Origin of the sequence: Streptococcus sp. E29BA (genome assembly GCF_041807805.1) — a bacterium.
Lineage (GTDB): Bacteria > Bacillota > Bacilli > Lactobacillales > Streptococcaceae > Streptococcus > Streptococcus entericus.
Genome location: NZ_JBGTZA010000018.1, coordinates 26,198 through 48,994 on the forward strand (window position 1 = coordinate 26,198; position 22,797 = coordinate 48,994).

Consider the following 22,797-nt stretch of genomic DNA (forward strand, 5'->3'; position numbering starts at 1 on the left):
AAGAGTGAGGACAAACGTGATTAAAATTGCACTATTAGGATTTGGAACGGTAGCCAGTGGTGTGCCATTCTTGTTGGAGGAAAATGCCAGCAAGATTGAGCAGGCTGTCGGAGGACGACTAGAGATTTCCAAAATTCTGGTTAAGGACGAATCAGAAAAACAACGTCTTGTAGAGGCTGGTCAGGACTATCATTTTGTTACCGATGTGGCAGAGATTATGACTGACCAAGATATTGCGATCGTGGTTGAGTTGATGGGACGGATTGAGCCGGCAAAAACCTTTATCAGTCAGGCATTGGCAGCAGGCAAGCACGTGGTATCAGCTAATAAAGACTTGATTGCGGTGCATGGCAAGGAACTGTTGGCGCTGGCCAATCAGCACCAGGTTGGGTTTTACTATGAGGCGGCGGTGGCTGGTGGCATTCCGATTTTGCGGACACTAGCAAACTCTCTGACAGCTGATAAGGTCACTCGTCTGTTGGGGGTGCTCAACGGCACCTCAAACTTCATGCTAACCAAAATGGTGGACGAAGGCTGGTCTTATGAGCAGGCACTGGCAACTGCACAGGAGCTGGGTTATGCGGAGAGCGATCCGACCAACGATGTCGAGGGGATAGATGCGGCCTACAAGGCTGCTATCCTTAGTCAGTTTGGTTTTGGCATGACGGTTGATTTTGAGACCGTTCGTCACAGTGGGATTTCGACCATCACGCCTGCTGATGTGATCATGGCTCAGCAACTGGGCTATGTCATCAAACTGGTTGGTGATGTGCGTGAAACAGCATCAGGCTTATCAGTTGAGGTGGCGCCGACCTTCTTGCCAAAATCGCATCCGCTGGCTAGCGTCAACGGCGTCATGAACGCTGTCTTTGTGGTGTCTATCGGTATCGGTCAATCCATGTTTTATGGACCAGGAGCAGGTCAGAAACCGACAGCGGTGTCTGTCGTGGCGGATTTGGTCAAATTGGGCAGAGCCATCACAAATGGTCAAGTGATTTCAGCTTTTAATGGTTTTGCTCAAGAGACTCATCTGGCTCAGCCTGAGGACGTGACGAACTCCTACTATTTTGCTCTGTCCATCAAGGATGAAGCAGGTCAGTTCTTTAAGTTAGCTCAGCTATTTGCCAAGGAAAACATCTCCTTCCAACAGGTGCTACAAACTGAAGGGGACGGCGAGACCGCTCGTGTTGTGATTGTCACCCACGAGATGAGTTTAGTACAGCTGGATCGGGTACGGACGCAAATTGCAACAGCAGATCAAGTAACCCTGCTCAATCACTTTAAGGTACTGGGGGTGTGAGATGAAGATTATCGTTCCAGCGACCTCAGCCAATATCGGACCGGGTTTTGACTCGGTTGGTGTGGCAGTGTCCAAATACCTGACGGTTGAGGTGCTAGAGGGTACAGAAAACTGGATCATCGAGCATGACTTGGGTGAGGAGATTCCTGCTGATAAGACCAACTTGCTCATTACAACAGCGCTTGAAGTGAGTGAGAACCTGTTGCCACATCGGTTAAAGATGAGCAGTGATATTCCTCTGGCTCGAGGGCTGGGGTCATCGAGTTCCGTGATTGTGGCGGGGATTGAACTGGCTAATCAGCTGGGGAACTTGCAACTGTCTGATGAGGATAAATTACGGATAGCCAACAGCATTGAAAGGCATCCTGACAACGTTGCCCCAGCGATTTTTGGTAATCTCGTCGTGGCGTCTTATGTGGATGGGGAACTGAGCCATCTGGTAGCACCCTTTCCTGTCTGCTCGCTCTTGGCTTACATTCCGAGCTATGAGCTCAAGACTAGCGAGAGCCGTGGGGTCTTGCCTGAGACCTTGTCTTACAAGGAAGCAGTAGCGGCCAGTGCGGTATCCAATATGGCTATTACGGGCCTATTGACAGGTGATATGGTGCTGGCTGGCAAGGCTATTCAAAATGACCATTTCCATGAGCCTTACCGTCAACGTCTCGTCAGAGAATTTGCCAGTGTCAAATCGACTGCTCTGGCAGCTGGTGCTTACGGGGTCTATCTGTCAGGAGCAGGTCCAACCATCATGATTTTAGCCCCTAGAGACAAGGTAGAACTCATCAGTCAGGCGGTCAACCGTTTGGGTCACGATGGTGAGCTAGTGCAGTTGATTGTCGACACCCAGGGGCTAAGGGTAGAAAAGTAAGCCAGCAAAGGTGCAGTTGCTTGTGGCGGGAGTTGACCTCCTCCCATTTGCTAAAAAAGGTGACATTTGTCCATTGCCAAGTGCTTTTATAACCTTTAGTTGCGTTATACAAGGTGACATGCAAGATGCACATCACTAAGAAAATCATGCCGCTAGCTATCATGAAAAGTCGCTTGCAAGCCTGACTTGAGGCTTGCAGTGAGAGTCTGTCAGAACAGGACACGTACCGTTTTCAGACTTTTCTAGACCACGATGAATGGGGGCTGGTCGTTGATGAACTACTTGACATGCTTAATCAGGGTGAGTTGGCGATTGAACCAGATGTAAAAGATGACTTGCAGGACATGGCTAAGGAAACGGAATGTTGTGATAGAGGAAAGGAGAAAGACGAATGGAAGAAGAGCTGATCCGTCAGGATGCCACGGGGCTGGCAGAGCTGATTCGCCAAAAAGAGCTGACGGCGCGTGAGCTGGTGGAGAAGACTATCCAGCGTATAGAACGTCTCAATCCGCTCATCAATGCGGTTGTCAGTACCCAGTACGAGGAGGCGTTAGCGATTGCTGACCAGTTAGACCGACAAGGGACGTCAGACCGTCCTTTTGCGGGTGTTCCTATCTTGCTCAAGGACCTAGGTCAAAACCAAGCAGGGCAACTCTCGACTTCTGGCTCACGGCTTTTTGCCAATTATCGTGCCAGCACCACAGATAACCTGGTCAAACGATTGGAGGAGCTTGGTTTTGTCATTCTTGGTCGCACCAATACGCCTGAGTTTGGCTTCAAAAATATCTCTGATAGTAGTTTACACGGTGCAGTCAATCTCCCTCGAGAGTTGACCCGAAATGCAGGCGGATCTAGCGGAGGCGCAGCAGCAGCGGTGGCAGCTGGGCTTGTGCCGCTAGCAGGAGCTAGTGATGGCGGCGGCTCTATTCGGATTCCGGCTAGTTTTAATGGCTTAATCGGACTTAAACCTAGTCGTGGTCGGGTGCCAGTTGGTCCGACGTCTTTCAGAGGATGGCAGGGAGCGTCTAGTCATTTTGCCCTGACCAAATCCGTTCGTGACACCAGAAATTTGCTCTGGGACTTGCAGACTTGCCAGCTGGAGAGCCCATTTCCTCTGCCGACCTTATCTCAGGAAAGCTTTTATCAGCCGATTAAGACATCGTTAAAGATCGCCTATTTTCCCCAGTCTCCTGTGGGAACACAGCTGTCAGAAGCCGCCCAAGCAGCGGTGGCAGAAGCCGCCCAAGCCCTGCGTGACTTGGGGCATGATGTGGTTGAACTGGACGACTACCCTGTCGATGCGGTGGCGCTCTTGCAGTCTTATTACCTGATGAACAGCGTGGAAACTGCTCAGATGTTCGCTGAGATCGAAGAGGGGCTGGGACGGCAAGTGACGCCTGATGATATGGAACTGATGACCTGGGCTATTTATCGGAGTGGTTTGACCATTCCAGCTCAAGTCTATTCAAAAACGCTGCAAGACTGGGATCGGTTCAGTCATCAGATGGCGGTCTTCCATGAGACTTATGATGTGCTGTTGACCCCGACAGTGGCTGATGTGGCGCCTCTACACGGTCAGTTAACCCCATCAGATGCGGTGCGTCAGCGATTAATCCAAATGGATCACTATACCATGAGCCAGCAGCAGGAGCTGATCTGGGAGATGTTTGCGCCAGCCCTTGCCGTGACACCAATCACAGCGCATGCCAATCTGACAGGACAGCCTGCGCTCAGCCTGCCAACCTATGAGCGATCAGACGGTTTGCCTATCGGTATTCAACTCATGGCGGCTAAGGGTCGGGAGGATATGCTCCTTTCAATAGCTGAGCAGTTGGATCAGACAGGTGCTATAAAACAGCTGGCAGTTGCCCAACTGTTATAGGTTAGAAATGTGAGTTGTTCGGTTAAAAACGCTTGCCAAAAGTGATTTGACGTGTTAATCTATAGAACGTGGTAGGTTTACCAACAAAAAATAGGAGATAGCTAACTCATGTTGAAAAAACTAAGTGCTCTATTTACTCTCGGTTTGTCGCTGGTTCTAGTGGCTTGTTCTGGCAAGTCAGCTGATACTGCTAAAGAAACCACCCAGTGGGAAAAGATTGAACAAGCAGGTGTCATTAAAGTTGCAACGCCAGGAACCTATTGGCCGACGTCGTTTCATAATGACAAGGACGAATTGACAGGGTACGAAATTGAGCTATTAAACGAAATTGCTAAGCGTCTCGGTATCAAGGTGGAATACCAAGAACTGGCTTTTGCAGAATCCTTTGCTTCTGTTGATAACGGTAGTGTTGACCTTTTTGTGAACAATCTAGACAGTACCCCAGAGCGTGAGGAAAAGTATAATCTCTCTGTTCCTTACAAATACTCTGTCAGTGGGATGATTGTCCGTGCAGATGGGTCATCAGGCATCGAAAAAGCTGACTTGTCTGACTGGAAGGGCAAAAAAGCTGCTGGTGAAGCAGGAACCAACTTTATGAAATTGGCAGAAAAACTTGGTGCAGAATTGGTCACTTATGACAACGTGTCAGGCGATGTTTACCTACGCGACGTTGAGAATGGTCGAACAGATTTCATTCCAAACGATTACTACACCCAAGCGCTCTATGTCGAAATGATGAAGGAACAGTTCCCTAACCTTGCCATGGGTAAAGCCAAGTATAACCCAACCAAACAAGCCATGGTGATGAACAAGGCTGATAACAGCTTGAAACAGAAAATCGATCCAATCATTGAAGAGATGATTGCTGATGGCACTTTAAAAGCTTTGTCTGAAAAATACTATTCAGGTGCTGATTTGACTAAGCCTGAAGAGGGTGCGGATAAATTGCCAGTAGTTGATTTTTCAAAATAAAACATCATAGAGGGACAGCCAACCAGACTGACAGCAGTCGGTGCTGTCGCTCTTTTTTGATGAAAAGTCCTAAACGTTATATGGATTAGTAGGTCATGCTGAACTTTTTTAAGAGGAGGTGACTAAAAAACCTCCCAAAGGAGGTCTTTAAAGTGGTTACTAGAACATAAACGATATCGAAGCGATTGCTGCTAGGATAGCGAAAACTATTTTCCAAGCAAGGGTATGCTTTTTGAAAAGTTTATCAGAAAAAAGAACGATCAAAAGGCAGATCCAAAAAAAGATGACTTTATATACTATGAAAAGTTACCACTTGCGCTTAGCGCATCCTTTCTAATGTCTTGCGACGATGTGTTTAACATCGCTTGAGTGCTTATTATATATTATAATTGTATTATATCAAAAAATACAAAATGTTTCAAATCGTGCGTGAATCCTTGAACGAATCGATGGATAGAAAGCCTAGAGGAAGCTTTGGAAATGGCAGTGTTGAGTGGAAGACGAGCTTTTTCAAGATAGGTCTAATGAATGTTAAGGCTTGACTGTTAGTGAATGAACCAGGCTTGGCGGTCTGACATATTGAAAAGTACAGTTGAGGTTTGGCGCTTGACTTAGCCTCTCATCTTCTCGTGTTGGAGATCAATAGCATAAATAGATCAAAAGGAGAAAAAATATGGATATTCGCTGGGAAGCAATGTTTAACCCTGAGGTGGCCAAGGAAGCTATCCCCAAAATTTTAGAGGGCTTGCCCTGGACCTTGGGCTTATCACTGATTGGTTTTGGCTTAGGAACACTATTAGGCTTTTTCGTGGCAGTGGCTCGGTTGTCGCGTTTTGCTCCCTTGCGCTGGCTGGTGCAGGCACATTTATCCCTGATGAGGGGGATTCCTATGATGGTGTTTCTCTTTTTGATTTATTTTGGTCTACCTTATGTTGGGATAAAATTTGATGCGGTAACCTCTAGCATTTTGGCTTTTAGCATCATGTCTAGTGCTTACATTTCAGAAATAATTCGCTCCTCCTTGCAGGCGGTTGACAAGGGGCAATGGGAGGCGGCACGTGCTCTAGGGTTACCCATCGCTAGCATCTACCGTAAGGTGATTATTCCCCAGGCGTTTAGGATTGCCTTACCGCCGTTGAGTAATGTCTTATTGGACATGGTTAAAAGTACAGCCATTACCGCCATGATCAGTGTTCCAGAGATGTTTCAAAAGGCAAAAATCGTCGGTGGAGCCAGGTGGGACTACATGACCGTTTATATTTGTGTGTCGCTGATTTATTGGGTGATTTGTACCCTCTATGCTTTGGGGCAAGCAGAGCTGGAAAAGCGGCTACAGGTCTATTAACTGGTTCAAGGATGGTTTGATTTTTTAGGTTAAGTCCTGTACAATAAAGCCAAAAAAAGAGGTCGAAACATGGCACATTCAACATGGCATGACTTGATTAAGTCAGAGCTACCTGAGGGGTATTTTGCCAACATCAATCATTTTTTAAATGACGTTTATGCACAGGGAACAGTCTATCCGCCAAAGGATAAGGTCTTTGCTGCCCTGCAAACAACAGCCTTAGAAGAAGTCAAGGTGGTTATTTTAGGTCAGGATCCCTATCACGGCCCCATGCAAGCGCAGGGCTTGTCTTTTTCTGTTCCTAATGACCTGCCTGCTCCGCCATCTCTCCAAAATATCCTCAAGGAGCTAGCTGACGATTTGGGTGAGCGGTCTCATCATGATTTGACACCATGGGCTGAGCAGGGGGTTTTGCTCTTAAACGCCTGTTTGACGGTGCCTGCTGGTCAGGCCAATGGGCATGCTGGTCTTATCTGGGAGACCTTTACAGATGCGGTTATCCGGGTGGTTAATCAGCAAGCGCAACCAGTTGTTTTTATCCTCTGGGGATCTTATGCACGAAAGAAAAAAGCACTGGTGACTAACCCTCAGCATTTGGTGTTAGAATCAGCCCACCCTAGCCCCTTATCGGCTTATCGTGGTTTTTTTGGCAGCCGTCCTTTTTCAAAGGCAAATGCATTTTTGACTAGTCGGGGCTTGCTAGAAATTGATTGGCTCCGTTAAAGACGAATATTTTGTAAAAATAAACTATTATTACTTTATTCTTGAACGATATTCCTGTATAATAAAAAGTGTGAAACGTTTTTATTATTGGAGGATATGATGAAGAAAACATCGTTGCTATTGCCAACATTGTCTGGTCTCTTTTTGTCTGCGACAATCTTGTCCACAACAGTTCAGGCAGAGGAGACAGCTGGAAGTCAGCCATCATCTGACCAGGTTACCATTCTTCACACCAACGACATTCATGGTCGAATTGAGGAAGGACGTGATGTGATTGGTATGGCCAAGCTTGCGACAGCAGTGGAAGAAGCCCGTCAAGAAGGACCGACTTTAGTCTTAGATGCTGGTGATGCTTTCCAAGGTCTACCGATTTCTAACTCGACTAAGGGTGAGGACATGGCTGAGCTCATGAACGACATCGGCTATGATGCGATGGCAGTTGGGAACCACGAGTTTGACTTTAGTTTGGAACAGGCTGAAAAGTATAAACAATCTCTGAACTTCCCGCTTCTCAGTGCCAACACTTATGTCAATGGTGCTCGTCTGTTTGAAGCGTCCACGATTGTTGACAAGACACCTGACGTCTCTGGTGATGAGTTTGTCGTTATCGGTGTGACCACACCTGAAACATCAACTAAAACCCATCCAAATAACGTTAACGGCGTTGAGTTTCGTGATCCGATTACAGAAGTGAACAATGTTATCACTGAGATTGAGGCACGCCAGTCCTATAACAACTACGTTATCCTAGCCCACTTGGGGATTGATAGCACAACTCCTGTGGCATGGCAGGGCAGTACCCTAGCAGAAGCCTTAGCAGCTAACGAACTCTTGAAAAATAAGCGGGTGATTGTCATTGACGGGCACTCACATACTGTTTCTCAAGCCAAATATGGCACTAATGTGACCTACACGCAGACAGGAAGCTACCTTAATAATATTGGTAAAATCACGCTTTCTCAAGCAGGTGTAGAAGCTGGTCTTATTACGATGAAAGACGGCAAAGCTTTAACAGCTAACTCAGCTATTGCTGAAAAGGTAGCTGCCATCAAAGCAAAATACGATGCAGAGAACGCTGTTGTTGTTCTGGACAATAGCCCTGTTGAGCTTAATGGCGACCGCGAAAATGTTCGCGTTCGTGAAACCAATTTGGGGAATTTGGTTGCTGATGCCCTTTGGGACTACGGTCAAACAGGGTTCAGTCATCCGACTCATTTAGCAGTGACAAATGGTGGTGGCCTTCGTGCGACCATCGCTAAGGATAAACCAGTGACCAAGGGTGATATTATTGCTGTTTTGCCATTTGGTAACATTATTTCCCAGATCGAAGTGACTGGTCAGCAGATTAAAGACATGTTTACCAAGTCATTGGGTTCTATCACACAGCAAAAGGACGGTCAGCCGGTTCTTGATAGCAATGGCAATCCCTTACTTGAAGCTAGCGGTGGCTTCCTCCATGTGTCTGGGGCATACGTCGTCTATGATACCAATCTACCTGCGGAGGAACGGATTTTAGGCATTAAAATTTATGACAAGGTAACTGACAGCTATCAGGACTTGGATTTAACCAAGACCTACTACCTAGCAACCAACGATTTCCTAGCAGCAGGTGGTGATGGCTACAACATGCTCGGCGGTAAACGCGAAGAAGGGCCAAGCATGGATAGCGTGCTCTCCGATTTCCTCAGAAAAACTGAAATTTCAGAAGAGCGCTACGGTAAGATTAACCCAGAAACTCGTCTCGTTTCTGTTAAAAAAGACCTGGATACCGATGGCGATGGTTTTGTAGATTATGTAGAGCTTCTAGCTGAGACGAATCTAGAAGACAAGAACGATTATCCAGGTAAAACAACTCCGCCAGTAACTAGCCAACCGACAACGTCTACCCCAACAGCTGAAATCCAGACAAACCAGCCGACAGCATCATCAGTGTCAGCGCAAACTCCAATAAACTCTAGCAAACCAAGCTTGCCAAATACAGGAGAGCAAGGCTCAGGCGTTGCTCTTCTCGGAAGTGCAGCCCTTGTTGCAGCTCTAGGATTGGCTGGTTTGAGAAGACGCTCTAAATAAGCTAATAAACACTAGATTGGTGATGCCAGTCTAGTGTTTTGTCATGTTCACTGATGCACTTTGTATGGTATAATAGTCCTATGCAAGAACAGATGAAAACCTTGGTTGAGCAACTCAACCGCTATGCTTATGAGTACTATACCTTGGATAATCCCAGTGTGTCCGACAGTGAGTATGATCAGCTCTATCGTCAGCTGGTTGAGTTAGAGACTGCTTATCCTGAGTTTGTCTTATTTGATAGCCCAACCCATCGTGTGGGTGGTGTGGTTTTGGCAGGTTTTGACAAACACCAGCACGCCTATCCCCTCTTTTCCTTACAAGATGTCTTTTCTTTAGAGGAGTTAGAAGCATTTGACCGTCGAGTAAAGGCGGAGTTCCCACAAGCGACCTATCTGGCAGAGCTAAAGATTGATGGGCTGTCAATTTCGCTGACTTACGAGGCAGGGAAACTCGTTGTGGGTGCGACACGTGGTGATGGGACAGTCGGTGAGAATATCACCGAAAACCTCAAGCGGATTAAGGATATTCCCCTGACTCTGCCTGAGCCCGTCGACCTGACTGTTCGGGGAGAGGCTTATTTGCCACGGGCTGCCTTTGACCGTATCAACACAGAGCGGCAGGAAGCAGGCGAGCCTGTCTTTGCCAATCCACGAAATGCGGCGGCGGGGACCTTGCGTCAGTTGGATACGGCTGTGGTTGCCAAGCGTCAGCTGGCGACCTTCCTCTATCAGATAGCAGGGGCAATCAGCCTAGACAGTCAGGAGGTGGTGTTAGCCAATCTGCGCCATCTGGGCTTTTCGGTCAACAATCGTTCGCTCATATCTAGTGATATGGCGGAAATTTGGCGATTTATTGAAGAAATAGCCGAGCAGAGGAACAGTCTTCCATACGATATAGATGGGATTGTGATCAAAGTTAACAGTCTAGCCATGCAGGAGGAATTGGGGGTTACGGTTAAGGCGCCCAAGTGGGCTGTCGCCTATAAGTTTCCGGCTGAGGAAAAAGAAGCCGTTATCCAGTCGGTGGATTGGACCGTTGGTCGGACAGGTGTGGTGACACCGACTGCCAATCTGACCCCAGTCCAGTTGGCAGGAACGACTGTCAGCCGTGCGACCTTGCACAATGTTGACTACATTGCGGACAAGGATATTCGGATTGGAGATACGGTTATCGTCTATAAGGCGGGTGACATCATTCCAGCTGTTCTGCGTGTGGTAGAAAGCAAACGTACCCTGCAAGAGCCTATGGCAATTCCAACCACCTGCCCCTCCTGTCAGGCAGAACTGGATCACTACGCTGACGAAGTAGCTCTGCGATGCATCAACCCGCTCTGTCCTAGCCAGATGAAGGCTCGTCTGGAACATTTTGCCAGTCGTGATGCCATGAACATCGCAGGTCTAGGTCCATCTGTGGTTGAGAAATTATTTGCCAAAGGGCTGGTACATGATGTGGCTGATCTTTATCAGTTGACCATCGACCAGTTGCTGACCTTACCAAATGTCAAGGAAAAATCAGCTACCAAGCTCTACGAAGCTATCCAAGCTAGTAAAGATAATTCAGCAGAGAAACTGCTTTTTGGCTTGGGCATTCGGCATGTGGGCAGTAAAGCCAGCAAGCTCCTCCTAGAAAAGTTTGGGAGTATACAAGCGCTAGCGACGGCTGAGGAAGATGACATCGCTGGAATAGATGGTTTAGGTGGGGTGATTGCCACCAACCTGCTCAGCTATTTTGCCACGGAAGGCGCTAAACAGGTCCTTGCGGAGTTCGAGGCGAGGGGAGTTAATCTCGCTTATCTCGGTCAACGGGTGGCGGCAGATGCTCAGCTGTCGGGACTAACCGTAGTTTTGACGGGTAAGTTGGAGCGCCTGACCCGAAGCGAGGCTAAGGAAAAGCTAGAAGCCTTTGGCGCCAAAGTCTCAGGCGCTGTGTCTAAGAAAACTAGCCTTGTCGTTGCAGGTGCAGATGCGGGGAGTAAACTAACCAAAGCGCAAGAACTGGGTATTCCGGTCCGCGATGAAGCTTGGCTCGAGAACCTGTAGGAGGTAACGAAATGCAAAAACGTGCACGATTGATTTATAATCCGACCTCTGGTCAGGAGCTGATGCTCAAGGCAGTGCCGGAAATTTTGGAGATTCTGGAAGGTTTTGGCTATGAGACGTCTGCCTTTCAGACTAAACCAGAGGCGAATTCAGCGCTTGAAGAAGCCAAGCGAGCTGCTTTGGCAGGTTTTGATTTGATTGTTGTTGGTGGAGGGGACGGTACGATAAACGAAGTGGTCAACGGCATTGCACCGTTAGATAAACGTCCAGCTCTTGCTATTATTCCAGCCGGCACCACCAATGACTATGCTAGGGCTTTGAAAATTCCGCGTGGGAATCCTGTTGCAGCAGCAAAACTGATTGGTAAAAATCAGGTCTTGCAGATGGATATTGGGCGAGCTTACGGGGAGCGGTATTTTATCAATATCGCTGCAGCGGGTAGCTTGACAGAGGTGACGTATGCTGTGCCTAGCCAACTCAAAACCATGTTTGGTTACCTCGCCTATCTGGTTAAGGGAGTGGAGTTATTGCCTCAATTGACCATGATTCCTCTTCGGATTGAGCACGATGAGGGTGTTTTTGAAGGGGAAGTCTCTCTCATCTTTGCAGCCTTAACCAACTCGGTTGGAGGGTTTGAGCAGCTAGCACCAGATGCTCAGCTGGATAATGGATTTTTCACCTTGATTTTAATCAAGACAGCTAATTTGCTGGAAATTTTAGATTTGATTCGCTTGGTCTTAAACGGTGGCAAACATATCGAGGACAAGCGTGTGGTTTACATCAAAACCAGAACCATCACCATTCACCCAACAAGTGATCAACGCATGATGATTAACCTGGATGGCGAATATGGCGGTGATGCCCCAATTAAGTTGGAAAATCTAAATAAGCATATTACCTTTTTTGTCAATACAGATGACATTGCCGATGAGGCGATGGTGGCTAGCCCTGCCGAACTCGAACGCCTTGCTATGGCTCAAAAGTTTAGTCATGAGGTAGATGACTGGGAGAAAAGGGCTCCAAAACAAGAATAGAAGGGGATAAAAACAAGCAAAATGGTACTAGAAAACCGTGTAACGGTTCATTTTCATAGTCGGTATAAAAATTATTTTGACCTCAATTTGTGGCAATGGCGGGACTTTCAAGAGGGAAAAGAAGCGCATTTTCAACATTTTGACAGCTTTGGTGCGGTCGCGAACCTCACCTACCCTGCTCCTTATTTCCTCCCCAAGGTCTATGTGATGATAAAGACGAAAAACTGGGGGGAAAAAACGAGTGACTACGCCATTCACCGTGAGTTTGGTATGAAAAAGACCGAGATTTGGTTGGTAGATGGTGACGAGATGGTCTATTATTCCCGTCAGGCAGCAGTAGCTAGCCCTCACTATGGTCGTCGTCAGCCGCATGCCTATGATATGGCGGTCAATAGCAGAGCTTTTGATCACAAGTGGGGATTCTCAGGTTGGTTAGGGGCTAGGTATAGTCCGGATGCAGCTGAGTTTCGCCTCTGGGCACCGACCGCTGAACGCGTTGAACTAATTTTTTATCAGTCTACTGAGGATAGAGCTAGTGTCCGTGAGGTGTTCGAGATGGAGCGAGGTCAGGTCAGCAGCCCGGATGACCATCAGCAAAACACCTGCGGTGTCTGGTTTGCGACTATACCTGGTGACCATAACTATCAGGCTTATCGCTACCGGATTTACTACCGCAAGCGAACCTTTAAGCACAGTAGGGATCCTTATGCCACAGCGACAACAGCTGATGGGAAACGGTCAGTCTTGATTGCACCTGAGGAGTTAGTTCCGACAGGATTTGAGGTTGTTCATGGTGCAGCAGCTTCTTGGCGACTGGATAATCCTAATCAGGCCGTCATCATGGAAATGCATATCCGTGATTTTTCGAAGTCCCCTACCTCTGGTATTTCTCCAGAACATCGAGGGAAGTACTTAGGGGCTATCGAAAAAGGAACGATTAACCAGTATGGGGATAAGACAGGCTTTGATTATGTGACGTCTCTGGGGGTAAACTATATCCAGCTTCAACCAGTCTTTGATCACCACCAGACTTTTGATGACGAGGGGAACTATGCCTATAACTGGGGCTACGACCCTGAAAATTACAATGTCCCAGAGGCTTCTTTTGCCAGCAACCCGCACAATCCAGCTACTCGAATTTTAGAGCTCAAGCAAGTTATCCAAGCCTACCATGAGGCAGGAATTGGGGTGATTTTAGATGTGGTTTACAACCATACCTACTCCAACCGTGATTCAGCCTTTCAGCTGACAGTGCCTGATTATTATTACCGCATGACGGCAAATGGGTCTTTCCACAATGGATCAGGCTGTGGGAACGAGACGGCGAGTGACAAGGAAATGTTCCGCAAGTACATGATTGACTCCATCCTCTACTGGATAAAGGAATATGGGGTAGACGGTTTTCGATTTGATCTCATGGGACTGCACGATGTGGAGACCATGAATGTCATTCGCCAAGCTGTTGATGAAGTTGACCCTCGGATTCTCCTCTATGGTGAGGGGTGGGACATGGGGACAGGCTTGATTCCAGAGGCTAAGGCTAAAAAAGCCAATGCTCACCTGATGCCTGGGGTCGGATTTTTCAACGACGACCAACGTGATGCCATCAAAGGGGCAGAAGTCTATGGTGATTTCAAACGTGGTCTTGTTTCAGGGGCTGCGACAGAAGATGTTGTGGCTAGAAGTATTCTCGGCAGTGATGAGCTTAATGGCTATCTCACACCACATCAGGTTCTCAACTATATCGAAGCCCATGACAACTACAACCTTAATGACCTTTTTTGGCACTTGCACCCAGATGATGACGAGGAAATTCATCTCAGGCGCATCGAAGTTGCCAATGCCCTCAATCTGCTCCTGCAGGGCATGTGCTTTGTTCAACTGGGGCAGGAGTTTGGACGAACAAAACTTTATCCGACAGGGGAAAATGGTCAATTGACTCAGGATGACCGAGAGCGGGCCATGAATTCTTACAATGCTCCTGATGAAGTCAATCAGGTGGATTGGGATTTGGTGACGACTAACAAAGAGATGGTTGAACGGTTAAGGAACTTGATTGTTCTGAAAACGACGGACAGTGCTTTTTCATCTCCGACCTTTGAGGAGATTCGCCAGAAGACTTTTGTTAATTTTGCTGATAAAGGTTCGGGAATTATAGAATTTTCAGTAAGCGGAGAAAAAAATTACAAAATATTTTTCAATAATAGTGGAAAAAATCTCGAAATACAGATGACAAGTATCGAGAACTGTGCTATAATAGGAACAAATAGTAAACGTTTCCGTTTAACTCATTTAGAATTGGAACCGTTGACTTATCTGGTCCTTGACAATCAAAACTAATCCTTTTTTTAAGGGTTGGTTTTTGTTTTTTAGAATAATGTCAAACGTTTGACATAAAAAGGAGGGATTTATTTGGGAAAACAAGAAGTAACATGGCTCTTTGGACAAGGTGAGCAGTACTATGCCCAGAACTTTCTAGGGGTTCACCGTGAGGGGGATGGTTATGCCTTTCGGGTTTGGGCACCAAATGCGCAAGCTGTTGCTCTTATTGGTGATTTTACCGACTGGACAGCTCAGCCATTGCCCATGGCAAAAGATGAAGCAGGTATTTGGGAGGCCGTGAGCACCCAAGCGCATGAAGGGCAGTTCTACAAGTATCTGGTGACACGTAGCGATGGCTCGCAGGTGGAGAAAATCGACCCTTTTGCCCGCTATCTAGAAGCACGTCCAGGGACAGCGGCGGTTATCAAGACCGATTGGTCCTACAAGTGGGGTGATGGGCTCTGGATGGGGCGGCGCAAGCGCTGGGGCTTTAAGGAGCGGCCGGTCAATATTTATGAGGTGCATGCTGGTTCTTGGAAACAAGACGAGACAGGCAAGCCTTATACCTTTAAGGAGTTAACGGCGGAGTTAATCCCTTATCTGGTCGAGATGAACTACACCCATGTGGAGTTTATGCCCCTGATGGCGCATCCACTTGGCGCGTCTTGGGGCTACCAACTCATGAGTTATTTTGCCTTTGAGCATAGTTATGGGACGCCTGAGGATTTTCAAGCCTTTGTGGACACTTGTCACCAGCACAATATTGGGGTTTTGGTTGACTGGGTGCCTGGGCATTTTACCAGAAATGATGATGCCCTAGCCTATTATGATGGGACACCGACCTTTGAGTATCAGGGAGAGCATGAGGCCAACAACTACCGTTGGGGAGCGCTTAACTTTGACCTTGGGAAACATCAAGTTCAGTCCTTCCTGATTTCCTCAGCCCTTTACTGGATTGAGCATTATCACATTGATGGCATTCGTGTCGATGCGGTTAGCAACATGCTCTACCGAGATTACGATGATGGCCCTTGGTTGCCAAACAAGGACGGTGGGAACCATAATTTAGAAGGCATTGCATTCTTGCAGAAACTCAATCGGGTCATAAAGGAACGCCATCCTGATGTCATGATGATTGCCGAGGAGTCGACCGCTGCAACACCGATTACCCAGCCGATTGAGCAGGGCGGTCTTGGTTTTGACTACAAGTGGAACATGGGTTGGATGAATGATATTCTCCGCTTTTACGAGATGGACCCCATCTATCGGCAGCATGAGTTCAATCTAGTGACCTTCAGCTTCATGTATTGCTTCAATGAGAACTTTGTCCTGCCGTTTTCCCACGATGAAGTTGTCCATGGCAAGAAGAGCCTCATGCACAAGATGTTCGGTGATCGGTACAACCAGTTCGCTGGTCTGCGCAATCTCTACACCTACCAAATTTGCTACCCTGGGAAAAAACTGCTCTTTATGGGCAGCGAGTTCGGTCAGTTCCTCGAGTGGAAACACGACTACCAGCTGGAGTGGAGCAATCTGGAGGACGAGATGAATGCCAAGATGCAAGCATTCACACGTACCCTCAATCAGTTCTACAAGGATAACAAGGTGCTCTGGCAGATTGACGACCGTTATGAGGGACTTGAGATTATCGATGCGGATAACCGTGCGGAGTCTGTCCTGTCCTTTATTCGGAAAAATGCCAAAGGCGAGCTTCTGATTTGCGTCTTTAACATGGCACCTGTTGAACGACCAGGTTTTACCATCGGTGTGCCTGTGGCAGGGCTTTATGAAGAAGTCTTCAATACAGAACTTGAAATCTATGGTGGCGTATGGAAAGAGCATAATCCGCTAACCAAAACACAACAAGGTCTCTGGAAAGATTATCACCATACCCTTAGCTTCACTCTCCCAGCCCTCGGTGCTTCCATCTGGAAGGTTAAGCGCAGGGACAGAAAGCAATAAGAAAAACAATAAAAAAGAGGAAAAACCTATGAAAAATGAGATGTTAGCCCTTATTCTAGCAGGCGGTCAAGGCACGCGCCTCGGCAAGCTGACCCAAAGCATCGCCAAGCCTGCTGTGCAATTTGGCGGTCGCTACCGCATTATCGATTTCGCCCTGTCTAACTGTGCCAACTCAGGCATCAACAACGTCGGTGTCATCACCCAGTACCAGCCCTTGGCGCTCAACAGCCATATCGGGAACGGTTCTTCTTGGGGACTTGATGGGATCAATAGCGGAGCGACTATCTTACAACCTTACTCCGCTACAGAAGGCAACCGTTGGTTCCTAGGTACCAGCCATGCCATTTATCAAAACATCGACTACATTGACAGCATCAATCCAGAGTATGTCCTGATCCTGTCAGGTGACCACATCTACAAGATGGACTATGATGACATGCTCCAGACCCACAAGGACAATCAAGCCAGCCTGACAGTGGCGGTTATCGACGTACCACTTAAGGAAGCTAGCCGTTTTGGCATCATGAACACGGATTCCAATGACCGTATCGTTGAGTTCGAGGAAAAACCAGCCCAGCCAAAATCAACCAAGGCTTCCATGGGGATTTATATCTTCAACTGGGCCCGTCTGCGTGAACTTTTGGTCTCTGCTGAAAAGAACAATATCGATATGTCTGACTTTGGTCAGCATGTCATCCCAGCCTATCTGGAGTCTGGTGAGCGGGTTTACACCTATAACTTCTCAGGTTATTGGAAAGATGTCGGCACCATCGAATCCCTCTGGGAGGCTAACATGGAGTATATCGCTGTTGATAACGAACTGGACAGTCGTGACCGTTCATGGAAAATTTACTCCAAAAACCATATCGCACCGCCAAACTTTATCACCGAGACAGCCAGTGTCAAGGATTCTTTGGTTGTTGATGGCTGCTTTGTGGCAGGTAGTGTTGAGCACTCCATTTTGTCAACCAATGTTCAGGTCAAGGAAGGGGCTGAGATTAAGGACAGCTTCATCATGACCGGGGCTAAGATTGGTAAAGGGGCAAAAATTACTCGTGCCATCATCGGAGAAGGAGCGATTATCAGTGACGGTGTTGTGATTGATGGGACGCAAGAGGTGCAAGTAGTGGGTTACGATGAGAAAGTAGGTATTCCAAATGAAGATTGATAAGTATTCAGCGATTTTAGGCAATGCGGTTGGCTACCCAGACATGGGCAGCTTGACAGACAACCGTCCTCTGGCTGCTCTGCCATTTGACGGCAAATACCGCCTGATTGACTTCCAGCTCTCAACACTGGCCAACGCAGGTATTCGTAGTGTCTATGGGATTTTCCGTGGGCAAAATATCCGCTCAGTCTTCGACCATATCCGATCTGGTCGGGAGTGGGGATTAAATACCCTGCTCAGCCATTATTTCCTTGGGTTCTATCAGACGGATGTGGCCAGTGAGGTGACGGACAGGGACTACTATGAGCAGATTTTGACCTACCTCAAGCGATCAGGCTCTGACCAGACAGTCTACATGTCCTGTGATATCCTCAGCAACATCAATCTTGAAGGTGTGCTTCACCTCCACAATGTCAATAAGCGCAATATCACGGTCGTTTACAAAAAATTGCCAAAAGAGGCTCGTTCGGATGCCAATGCCATCTTGACCATCGATGAGGGGGACAACGTTGTTGGTATCGAAAACAATGATACCACGGTTGAAACGCAAAATATGTCAGCTGACATTTATGTTGTTAACACGCCTTGGTTGATTGAAAAGATGGAAGAGGAAGCTAAAAAGGACAATCCGAAGAAGCTCCGCTTCCTCTTGCGCGAGCTGATTGTGTCTGAAAAAGCTCTGGCTTTTGAATACACTGGCTACCTGTCCAATATCAGCTCCGTCCAGTCTTATTATAAGGCTAACATGGACATGCTGGATCTGCAGAAATTCCACTCACTCCTTTACACTAATCAAAAAGTGTACACCAAAGTGAAAAACGAAGAGGCGACTTATTTTGCAGACGGCTCTAAGGTGACCAATTCCCAATTTGCCTCTGGTAGCATTATTGCTGGTGAGGTTGACCATTCCATCGTGTCTCGGTCTTGCCGTGTGGAAAAAGGTGCTCATATCGCTCACTCAGTGGTCTTTCCAAAGGTCACCATCGAAGCTGGGGCAAGGGTTGAGTATGCCATTATTGATAAGTCTGTCACTATTCCAGCTGGTGTGACCATTCGTGGCAGCAAGGACAATCCGATTGTTATCGGTAAGGGTCAAGAAATCACAGGAGACATTATCGGATGAAATTATTATTTGTCGCGGCAGAAGGGGCACCTTTTGCCAAGACAGGAGGCTTAGGCGATGTCATTGGGGCATTGCCTAAATCTCTTGTTCAGCATGGGCACGAGGTGGCGGTGATGCTACCTTACTACGACGTGGTGGCAGGTAAATTCGGCGATCAGGTCGAGGAGGTTTGCTATTTTTACACTCAAGTTGGCTGGCGTCGTCAGTATGTCGGCATCAAGCGTTTGGTGCGTGACGGGGTGACCTTCTACTTTGTGGATAATCAGCATTATTTTTTCAGAGGTAAGGTTTATGGGGACTGGGACGATGGCGAGCGCTTTGCCTTCTTCCAACTGGCAGCCTTGGAAGCTATGGAGCAGGTCGGCTTTATCCCAGATGTGCTCCACGTCCATGACTACCACACCGCCATGATGCCATATTTGCTCAAGGAAAAATACGACTGGATTGACGCTTACCGTGGGATTAAGACGGTGTTTACCATTCACAATATCGAGTTCCAAGGGCAGTTTGACCCTGCCATGCTGGGAGACTTGTTTGGGGTTGGTGCTGAGCGTTATGAGGATGGCGCCTTGCGCTGGAATGATTGCCTTAACTGGATGAAGGCTGGCGTGCTCTATGCCGATCGTGTGACGACGGTCTCACCCTCCTATGCTGAGGAAATCATGACCCCTGAGTTCGGCAAGGGCTTGGACGTGATTATGCGGATGGAAGCTGGTAAGTTGACGGGGATTGTCAATGGGATTGATACCGATCTGATTAATCCGGAGACCGACCCGCACCTGCCTGCACACTTCTCCGCAGGAGACCTATCTGGTAAAACGATAAACAAGGCGCTCTTACAGGAAAAATTGGGTCTGCCTGTGCGGGCAGATGTTCCTCTGATTGGGGTCGTGTCTCGTTTGACCGACCAAAAAGGCTTTGATGTGGTGGTCAGCGAGCTGCACCATATCCTGCAATTTGATGTGCAGGTTGCCCTTTTGGGAACTGGTTATGCCGATTTTGAGCAGACCTTCGCTTGGTTTGCTAGCCAATACCCAGATAAGTTGTCGGCTAATATTACTTTTGATTTGGGGTTGGCTCAGCAGATTTATGCGGCTAGCGACCTTTTCCTCATGCCGTCAGCCTTTGAGCCTTGTGGACTGTCTCAGATGATGGCCATGCGCTACGGCAGTCTGCCCTTGGTGCATGAGGTCGGTGGTCTACGTGACACGGTTCAACCTTACAACCAATTTGACAAGTCAGGGACAGGATTCGCCTTTAAAGGGCTTTCAGGGTATTTGCTGACCAAAACACTTGAAAATGCCTTGGATGTATATTATAATCGTCAAGATGACTGGGCGACATTACAGCAGTCAGCCATGTCTCAGGATTTTTCATGGGAGACAGCTAGCCTAGCCTACATCAATTTATATGAGCAATTATAGACGGCTGCTTTGCCATTGCCAAAAAAATAAAAAGGATACTTAAAACACATGACTTTTTTTGAAAATGACCTGACGGTGGAGCATTTTGTCCGCGATTTCAAGGACAAACTCCATCAGGAAAATGCTATCAAGGTGGCAACGGCGACGCCATCAGAACTTTTTGTCGCCTTAGCGCGAGTGGTGCGCAAATATGCGACCCGTCCATGGCTTAACCGCAAACAGGAATTGGTTGATAAGCAACAAAAAATTGCTTACTATTTCTCCATTGAATTCTTGCCAGGACGGATGCTGGAGACAAACTTGCTCAACTTGGGCATTTTAGACACGGTTAAGGCAGGTTTTAACGAGCTAGGGATTGATTTTGATGCGGTGAAAAATGCTGAGCACGACATGGCGATCGGTAACGGTGGTCTTGGGCGTCTGGCAGCGGCCTTCATGGATTCCCTAGCGACCACAGGCTATCCAGGTTGTGGTAATGGTCTCCGCTACCGCTACGGTCTCTTCAAGCAACGGATTGTTGATGGTTATCAGGTGGAGTTGCCAGATACTTGGTTCGGGTCAATTGGTAACGTCTGGGAAGTCCGTCAGGACCACGACATTGTTGATGTCAAAATCTACGGCAATGTCTACCTGCAAATGGACGACAACGGCAAGTTTAAGCCTGTTTATGAAAATGCCCAGACCCTGCGTGCTGTGCCTTACGATGTACCTCAGATTGGCTTCCAAAACGGCGTGGTCAACAACTTGCGCCTCTGGGATGTCGAAATCCCTGAGGAAGAGGAACTCCACTACCCAACCATCGAGAGCCGTCGTCGGGTTAAGGACATCACTGCAGTGCTCTACCCTGAAGACAGCAGCATCGAAGGCAAGAAGCTCCGCTTAACGCAAGAGTATTTCATGACCTCAGCTGGCCTTCAAACCATCATCAAGTCCTATCTCAAGCAGGGCTTGCCGCTGGAAGCTATCCATGAAAAAGTTTCTGTCCACATCAACGACACCCACCCTGCGGTTGCACCAGCTGAGTTCATGCGTCTTTTGATTGATGAGTATGGCTTGGAGTGGGATTTGGCTTGGGCGACGACCGTCAAAACCATGAGCTACACCAACCACACCATCTTGGCAGAAGCCTTGGAAAAATGGGATGCCGGTCTCTTTACAGAGGTTCTTCCACGGATTACCCAGATTATCCACGAGATTGATAATCGTTTTGTCGCAGAACAAGCTGGTTTGGGTCGCGATACGGACTTAATCAATCGCACACGCATCATTCGTGACGGTCAGGTCCACATGGCGCATTTGGCTATCATTGGTGGGCATTCGGTTAACGGGGTGGCCAAGCTCCATTCAGACCTGTTAACTGAGGATACCTTGCGCGATTTCTATTTGCTGTATCCTGAGAAGTTTAACAACAAGACCAATGGTATCGTGCAGCGCCGCTGGACGCAAATTGCGGCACCTGAGTTGTCTGCTGCCATTGATGAAACCATTAGCAATGGCTGGCGCACGGATATTCACGAGCTCAGAAAACTGACTGCCTTTGCTGATGATGAGGCTGTGCTTGATACGTTCTATCAGGTCAAGCAGCAGGCCAAAGCCCGTCTAGCAGCTTATATCAAAGAGACAACAGGTGTTGAGGTGTCGACAGATGCCATCTTTGATGTGCAGGTCAAGCGTCTCCATGCCTACAAGCGCCAGTTGCTCAATGTCCTTCATATCATCAAACTCTATCATGACTTGAAGGATAACCCAGACAAGGACATGGTGCCTCGTGTCTTCATTTTCGGTGCCAAAGCAGCACCTGGCTACCACTTTGCCAAGTCTGTTATCAAACTCATCAACGAATTGGCTAACCTCATCAACAATGATGCCAACCTAAATGGCAAACTCAAGGTGGTTTTCCTTGAAAATTACAACGTCAGCTTGGCTGAACTGATTATCCCAGCGGCGGATGTGTCAGAGCAAATTTCTCTAGCTTCTAAGGAAGCTTCTGGAACTTCAAACATGAAATTCATGATGACAGGTTCCGTGACTCTAGCGACCCTTGATGGGGCTAATATCGAAATCAAGGACGAGTGTGGCGATGACAACATTGTCATCTTTGGTATGACCAAGGACGAGGTTTACGCGCACTACGCGGCTCATGATTATTACGCCCGTGGGGTTTATGAGAACAATCCTGTCCTACGCCGTGTGGTCGATACCTTTGTAAATGGGACGATTCAAAACAGTCAGCGCGAAGGTGGCGAGATTTACGATGCTCTGATTACCCATAACGATGAGTATTTCTTGCTGGAAGATTTTGCGTCCTACGTGGCAGCGCAGGAGCGCATTGATGCCCTTTATCGTGACAAGAAGACCTGGTCACGCATGAGCCTAATGAATATTGCGACTTCTGATAAATTTACCTCCGACGATACCATCACCCAGTATGCTGAGGAGATTTGGAACTTGGAGAAATAATCTAAAAGTCAGCCTAGTGCTGGCTTTTGAGGCTCTTTGTCAACTGTAGTGGGTTGACCCACTTAACACCGAGAGAGGACAGTTCTTGTCTTCTCTCGTTTTATG

The 22,797-nt window shown here is 47.6% G+C and carries 15 protein-coding genes; all 15 read left to right on the forward strand.

Going from position 1 to position 22,797, the window contains the following annotated elements; all coding sequences use genetic code 11:
• Positions 1-16: 16 nt before the first annotated feature.
• The 15 genes from ACERC8_RS05890 (at position 17) to ACERC8_RS05960 (ending at position 22,692) form a co-directional block, all read left to right on the forward strand.
• A complete protein-coding gene (locus ACERC8_RS05890; protein WP_373658969.1) occupies positions 17-1,300 on the forward strand; it encodes a homoserine dehydrogenase in 1,284 nt (427 codons plus the stop codon).
• Between the two features lies 1 nt (position 1,301).
• Positions 1,302-2,168, forward strand: coding sequence for a homoserine kinase (gene thrB / locus ACERC8_RS05895; RefSeq protein ID WP_373658971.1), 867 nt, complete (start codon positions 1,302-1,304; stop codon positions 2,166-2,168).
• 391 nt (positions 2,169-2,559) lie between these two features.
• Entirely contained in the window at positions 2,560-4,050 is a 1,491-nt protein-coding gene (locus ACERC8_RS05900; protein WP_373658972.1) for an amidase, read from the forward strand.
• A gap of 108 nt (positions 4,051-4,158) precedes the next feature.
• Positions 4,159-5,022, forward strand: a complete 864-nt coding sequence (locus ACERC8_RS05905; protein ID WP_373658973.1) for a transporter substrate-binding domain-containing protein — start codon at positions 4,159-4,161, stop codon at positions 5,020-5,022.
• A gap of 673 nt (positions 5,023-5,695) precedes the next feature.
• On the forward strand, positions 5,696-6,367 hold the full coding sequence (locus ACERC8_RS05910; RefSeq protein WP_373658974.1) for an amino acid ABC transporter permease: 672 nt from the start codon (positions 5,696-5,698) through the stop codon (positions 6,365-6,367).
• Between the two features lie 69 nt (positions 6,368-6,436).
• Positions 6,437-7,090, forward strand: coding sequence for a uracil-DNA glycosylase (gene ung, locus ACERC8_RS05915; RefSeq protein ID WP_373658975.1), 654 nt, complete (start codon positions 6,437-6,439; stop codon positions 7,088-7,090).
• Positions 7,091-7,189: 99 nt separating this feature from the next.
• Positions 7,190-9,160 (forward strand): cell surface ecto-5'-nucleotidase Nt5e, encoded by a 1,971-nt coding sequence (gene nt5e / locus ACERC8_RS05920; RefSeq protein WP_373658976.1) that lies wholly within the window; start codon positions 7,190-7,192, stop codon positions 9,158-9,160.
• Positions 9,161-9,240: 80 nt separating this feature from the next.
• Positions 9,241-11,199: an NAD-dependent DNA ligase LigA gene (gene ligA, locus ACERC8_RS05925; RefSeq protein ID WP_373658977.1), complete on the forward strand. Its 1,959-nt coding sequence runs from the start codon at positions 9,241-9,243 to the stop codon at positions 11,197-11,199.
• Positions 11,200-11,210: 11 nt separating this feature from the next.
• On the forward strand, positions 11,211-12,233 hold the full coding sequence (locus tag ACERC8_RS05930; RefSeq protein WP_373658978.1) for a diacylglycerol kinase family lipid kinase: 1,023 nt from the start codon (positions 11,211-11,213) through the stop codon (positions 12,231-12,233).
• Positions 12,234-12,254: 21 nt separating this feature from the next.
• Complete coding sequence (pulA, locus tag ACERC8_RS05935; protein ID WP_373658979.1) at positions 12,255-14,573, forward strand: type I pullulanase; 2,319 nt, start codon at positions 12,255-12,257, stop codon at positions 14,571-14,573.
• A 72-nt stretch (positions 14,574-14,645) separates the two neighbouring features.
• The gene (gene glgB, locus ACERC8_RS05940; RefSeq protein ID WP_373658980.1) at positions 14,646-16,517 is read left to right on the forward strand and encodes a 1,4-alpha-glucan branching protein GlgB; all 1,872 of its coding nucleotides are present in this window, start codon (positions 14,646-14,648) and stop codon (positions 16,515-16,517) included.
• 28 nt (positions 16,518-16,545) lie between these two features.
• A complete protein-coding gene (locus tag ACERC8_RS05945) occupies positions 16,546-17,685 on the forward strand; it encodes a glucose-1-phosphate adenylyltransferase (protein ID WP_373658981.1) in 1,140 nt (379 codons plus the stop codon).
• Positions 17,675-18,808 (forward strand): glucose-1-phosphate adenylyltransferase subunit GlgD, encoded by a 1,134-nt coding sequence (gene glgD / locus ACERC8_RS05950; RefSeq protein ID WP_373658982.1) that lies wholly within the window; start codon positions 17,675-17,677, stop codon positions 18,806-18,808. Before ACERC8_RS05945 ends, glgD begins: the two co-directional genes overlap by 11 nt.
• A complete protein-coding gene (glgA, locus tag ACERC8_RS05955) occupies positions 18,805-20,232 on the forward strand; it encodes a glycogen synthase GlgA (RefSeq protein ID WP_373658983.1) in 1,428 nt (475 codons plus the stop codon). Before glgD ends, glgA begins: the two co-directional genes overlap by 4 nt.
• Positions 20,233-20,280: 48 nt before the next feature.
• Positions 20,281-22,692: a glycogen/starch/alpha-glucan phosphorylase gene (locus ACERC8_RS05960; protein WP_373658984.1), complete on the forward strand. Its 2,412-nt coding sequence runs from the start codon at positions 20,281-20,283 to the stop codon at positions 22,690-22,692.
• Positions 22,693-22,797 lie beyond the last annotated feature (105 nt).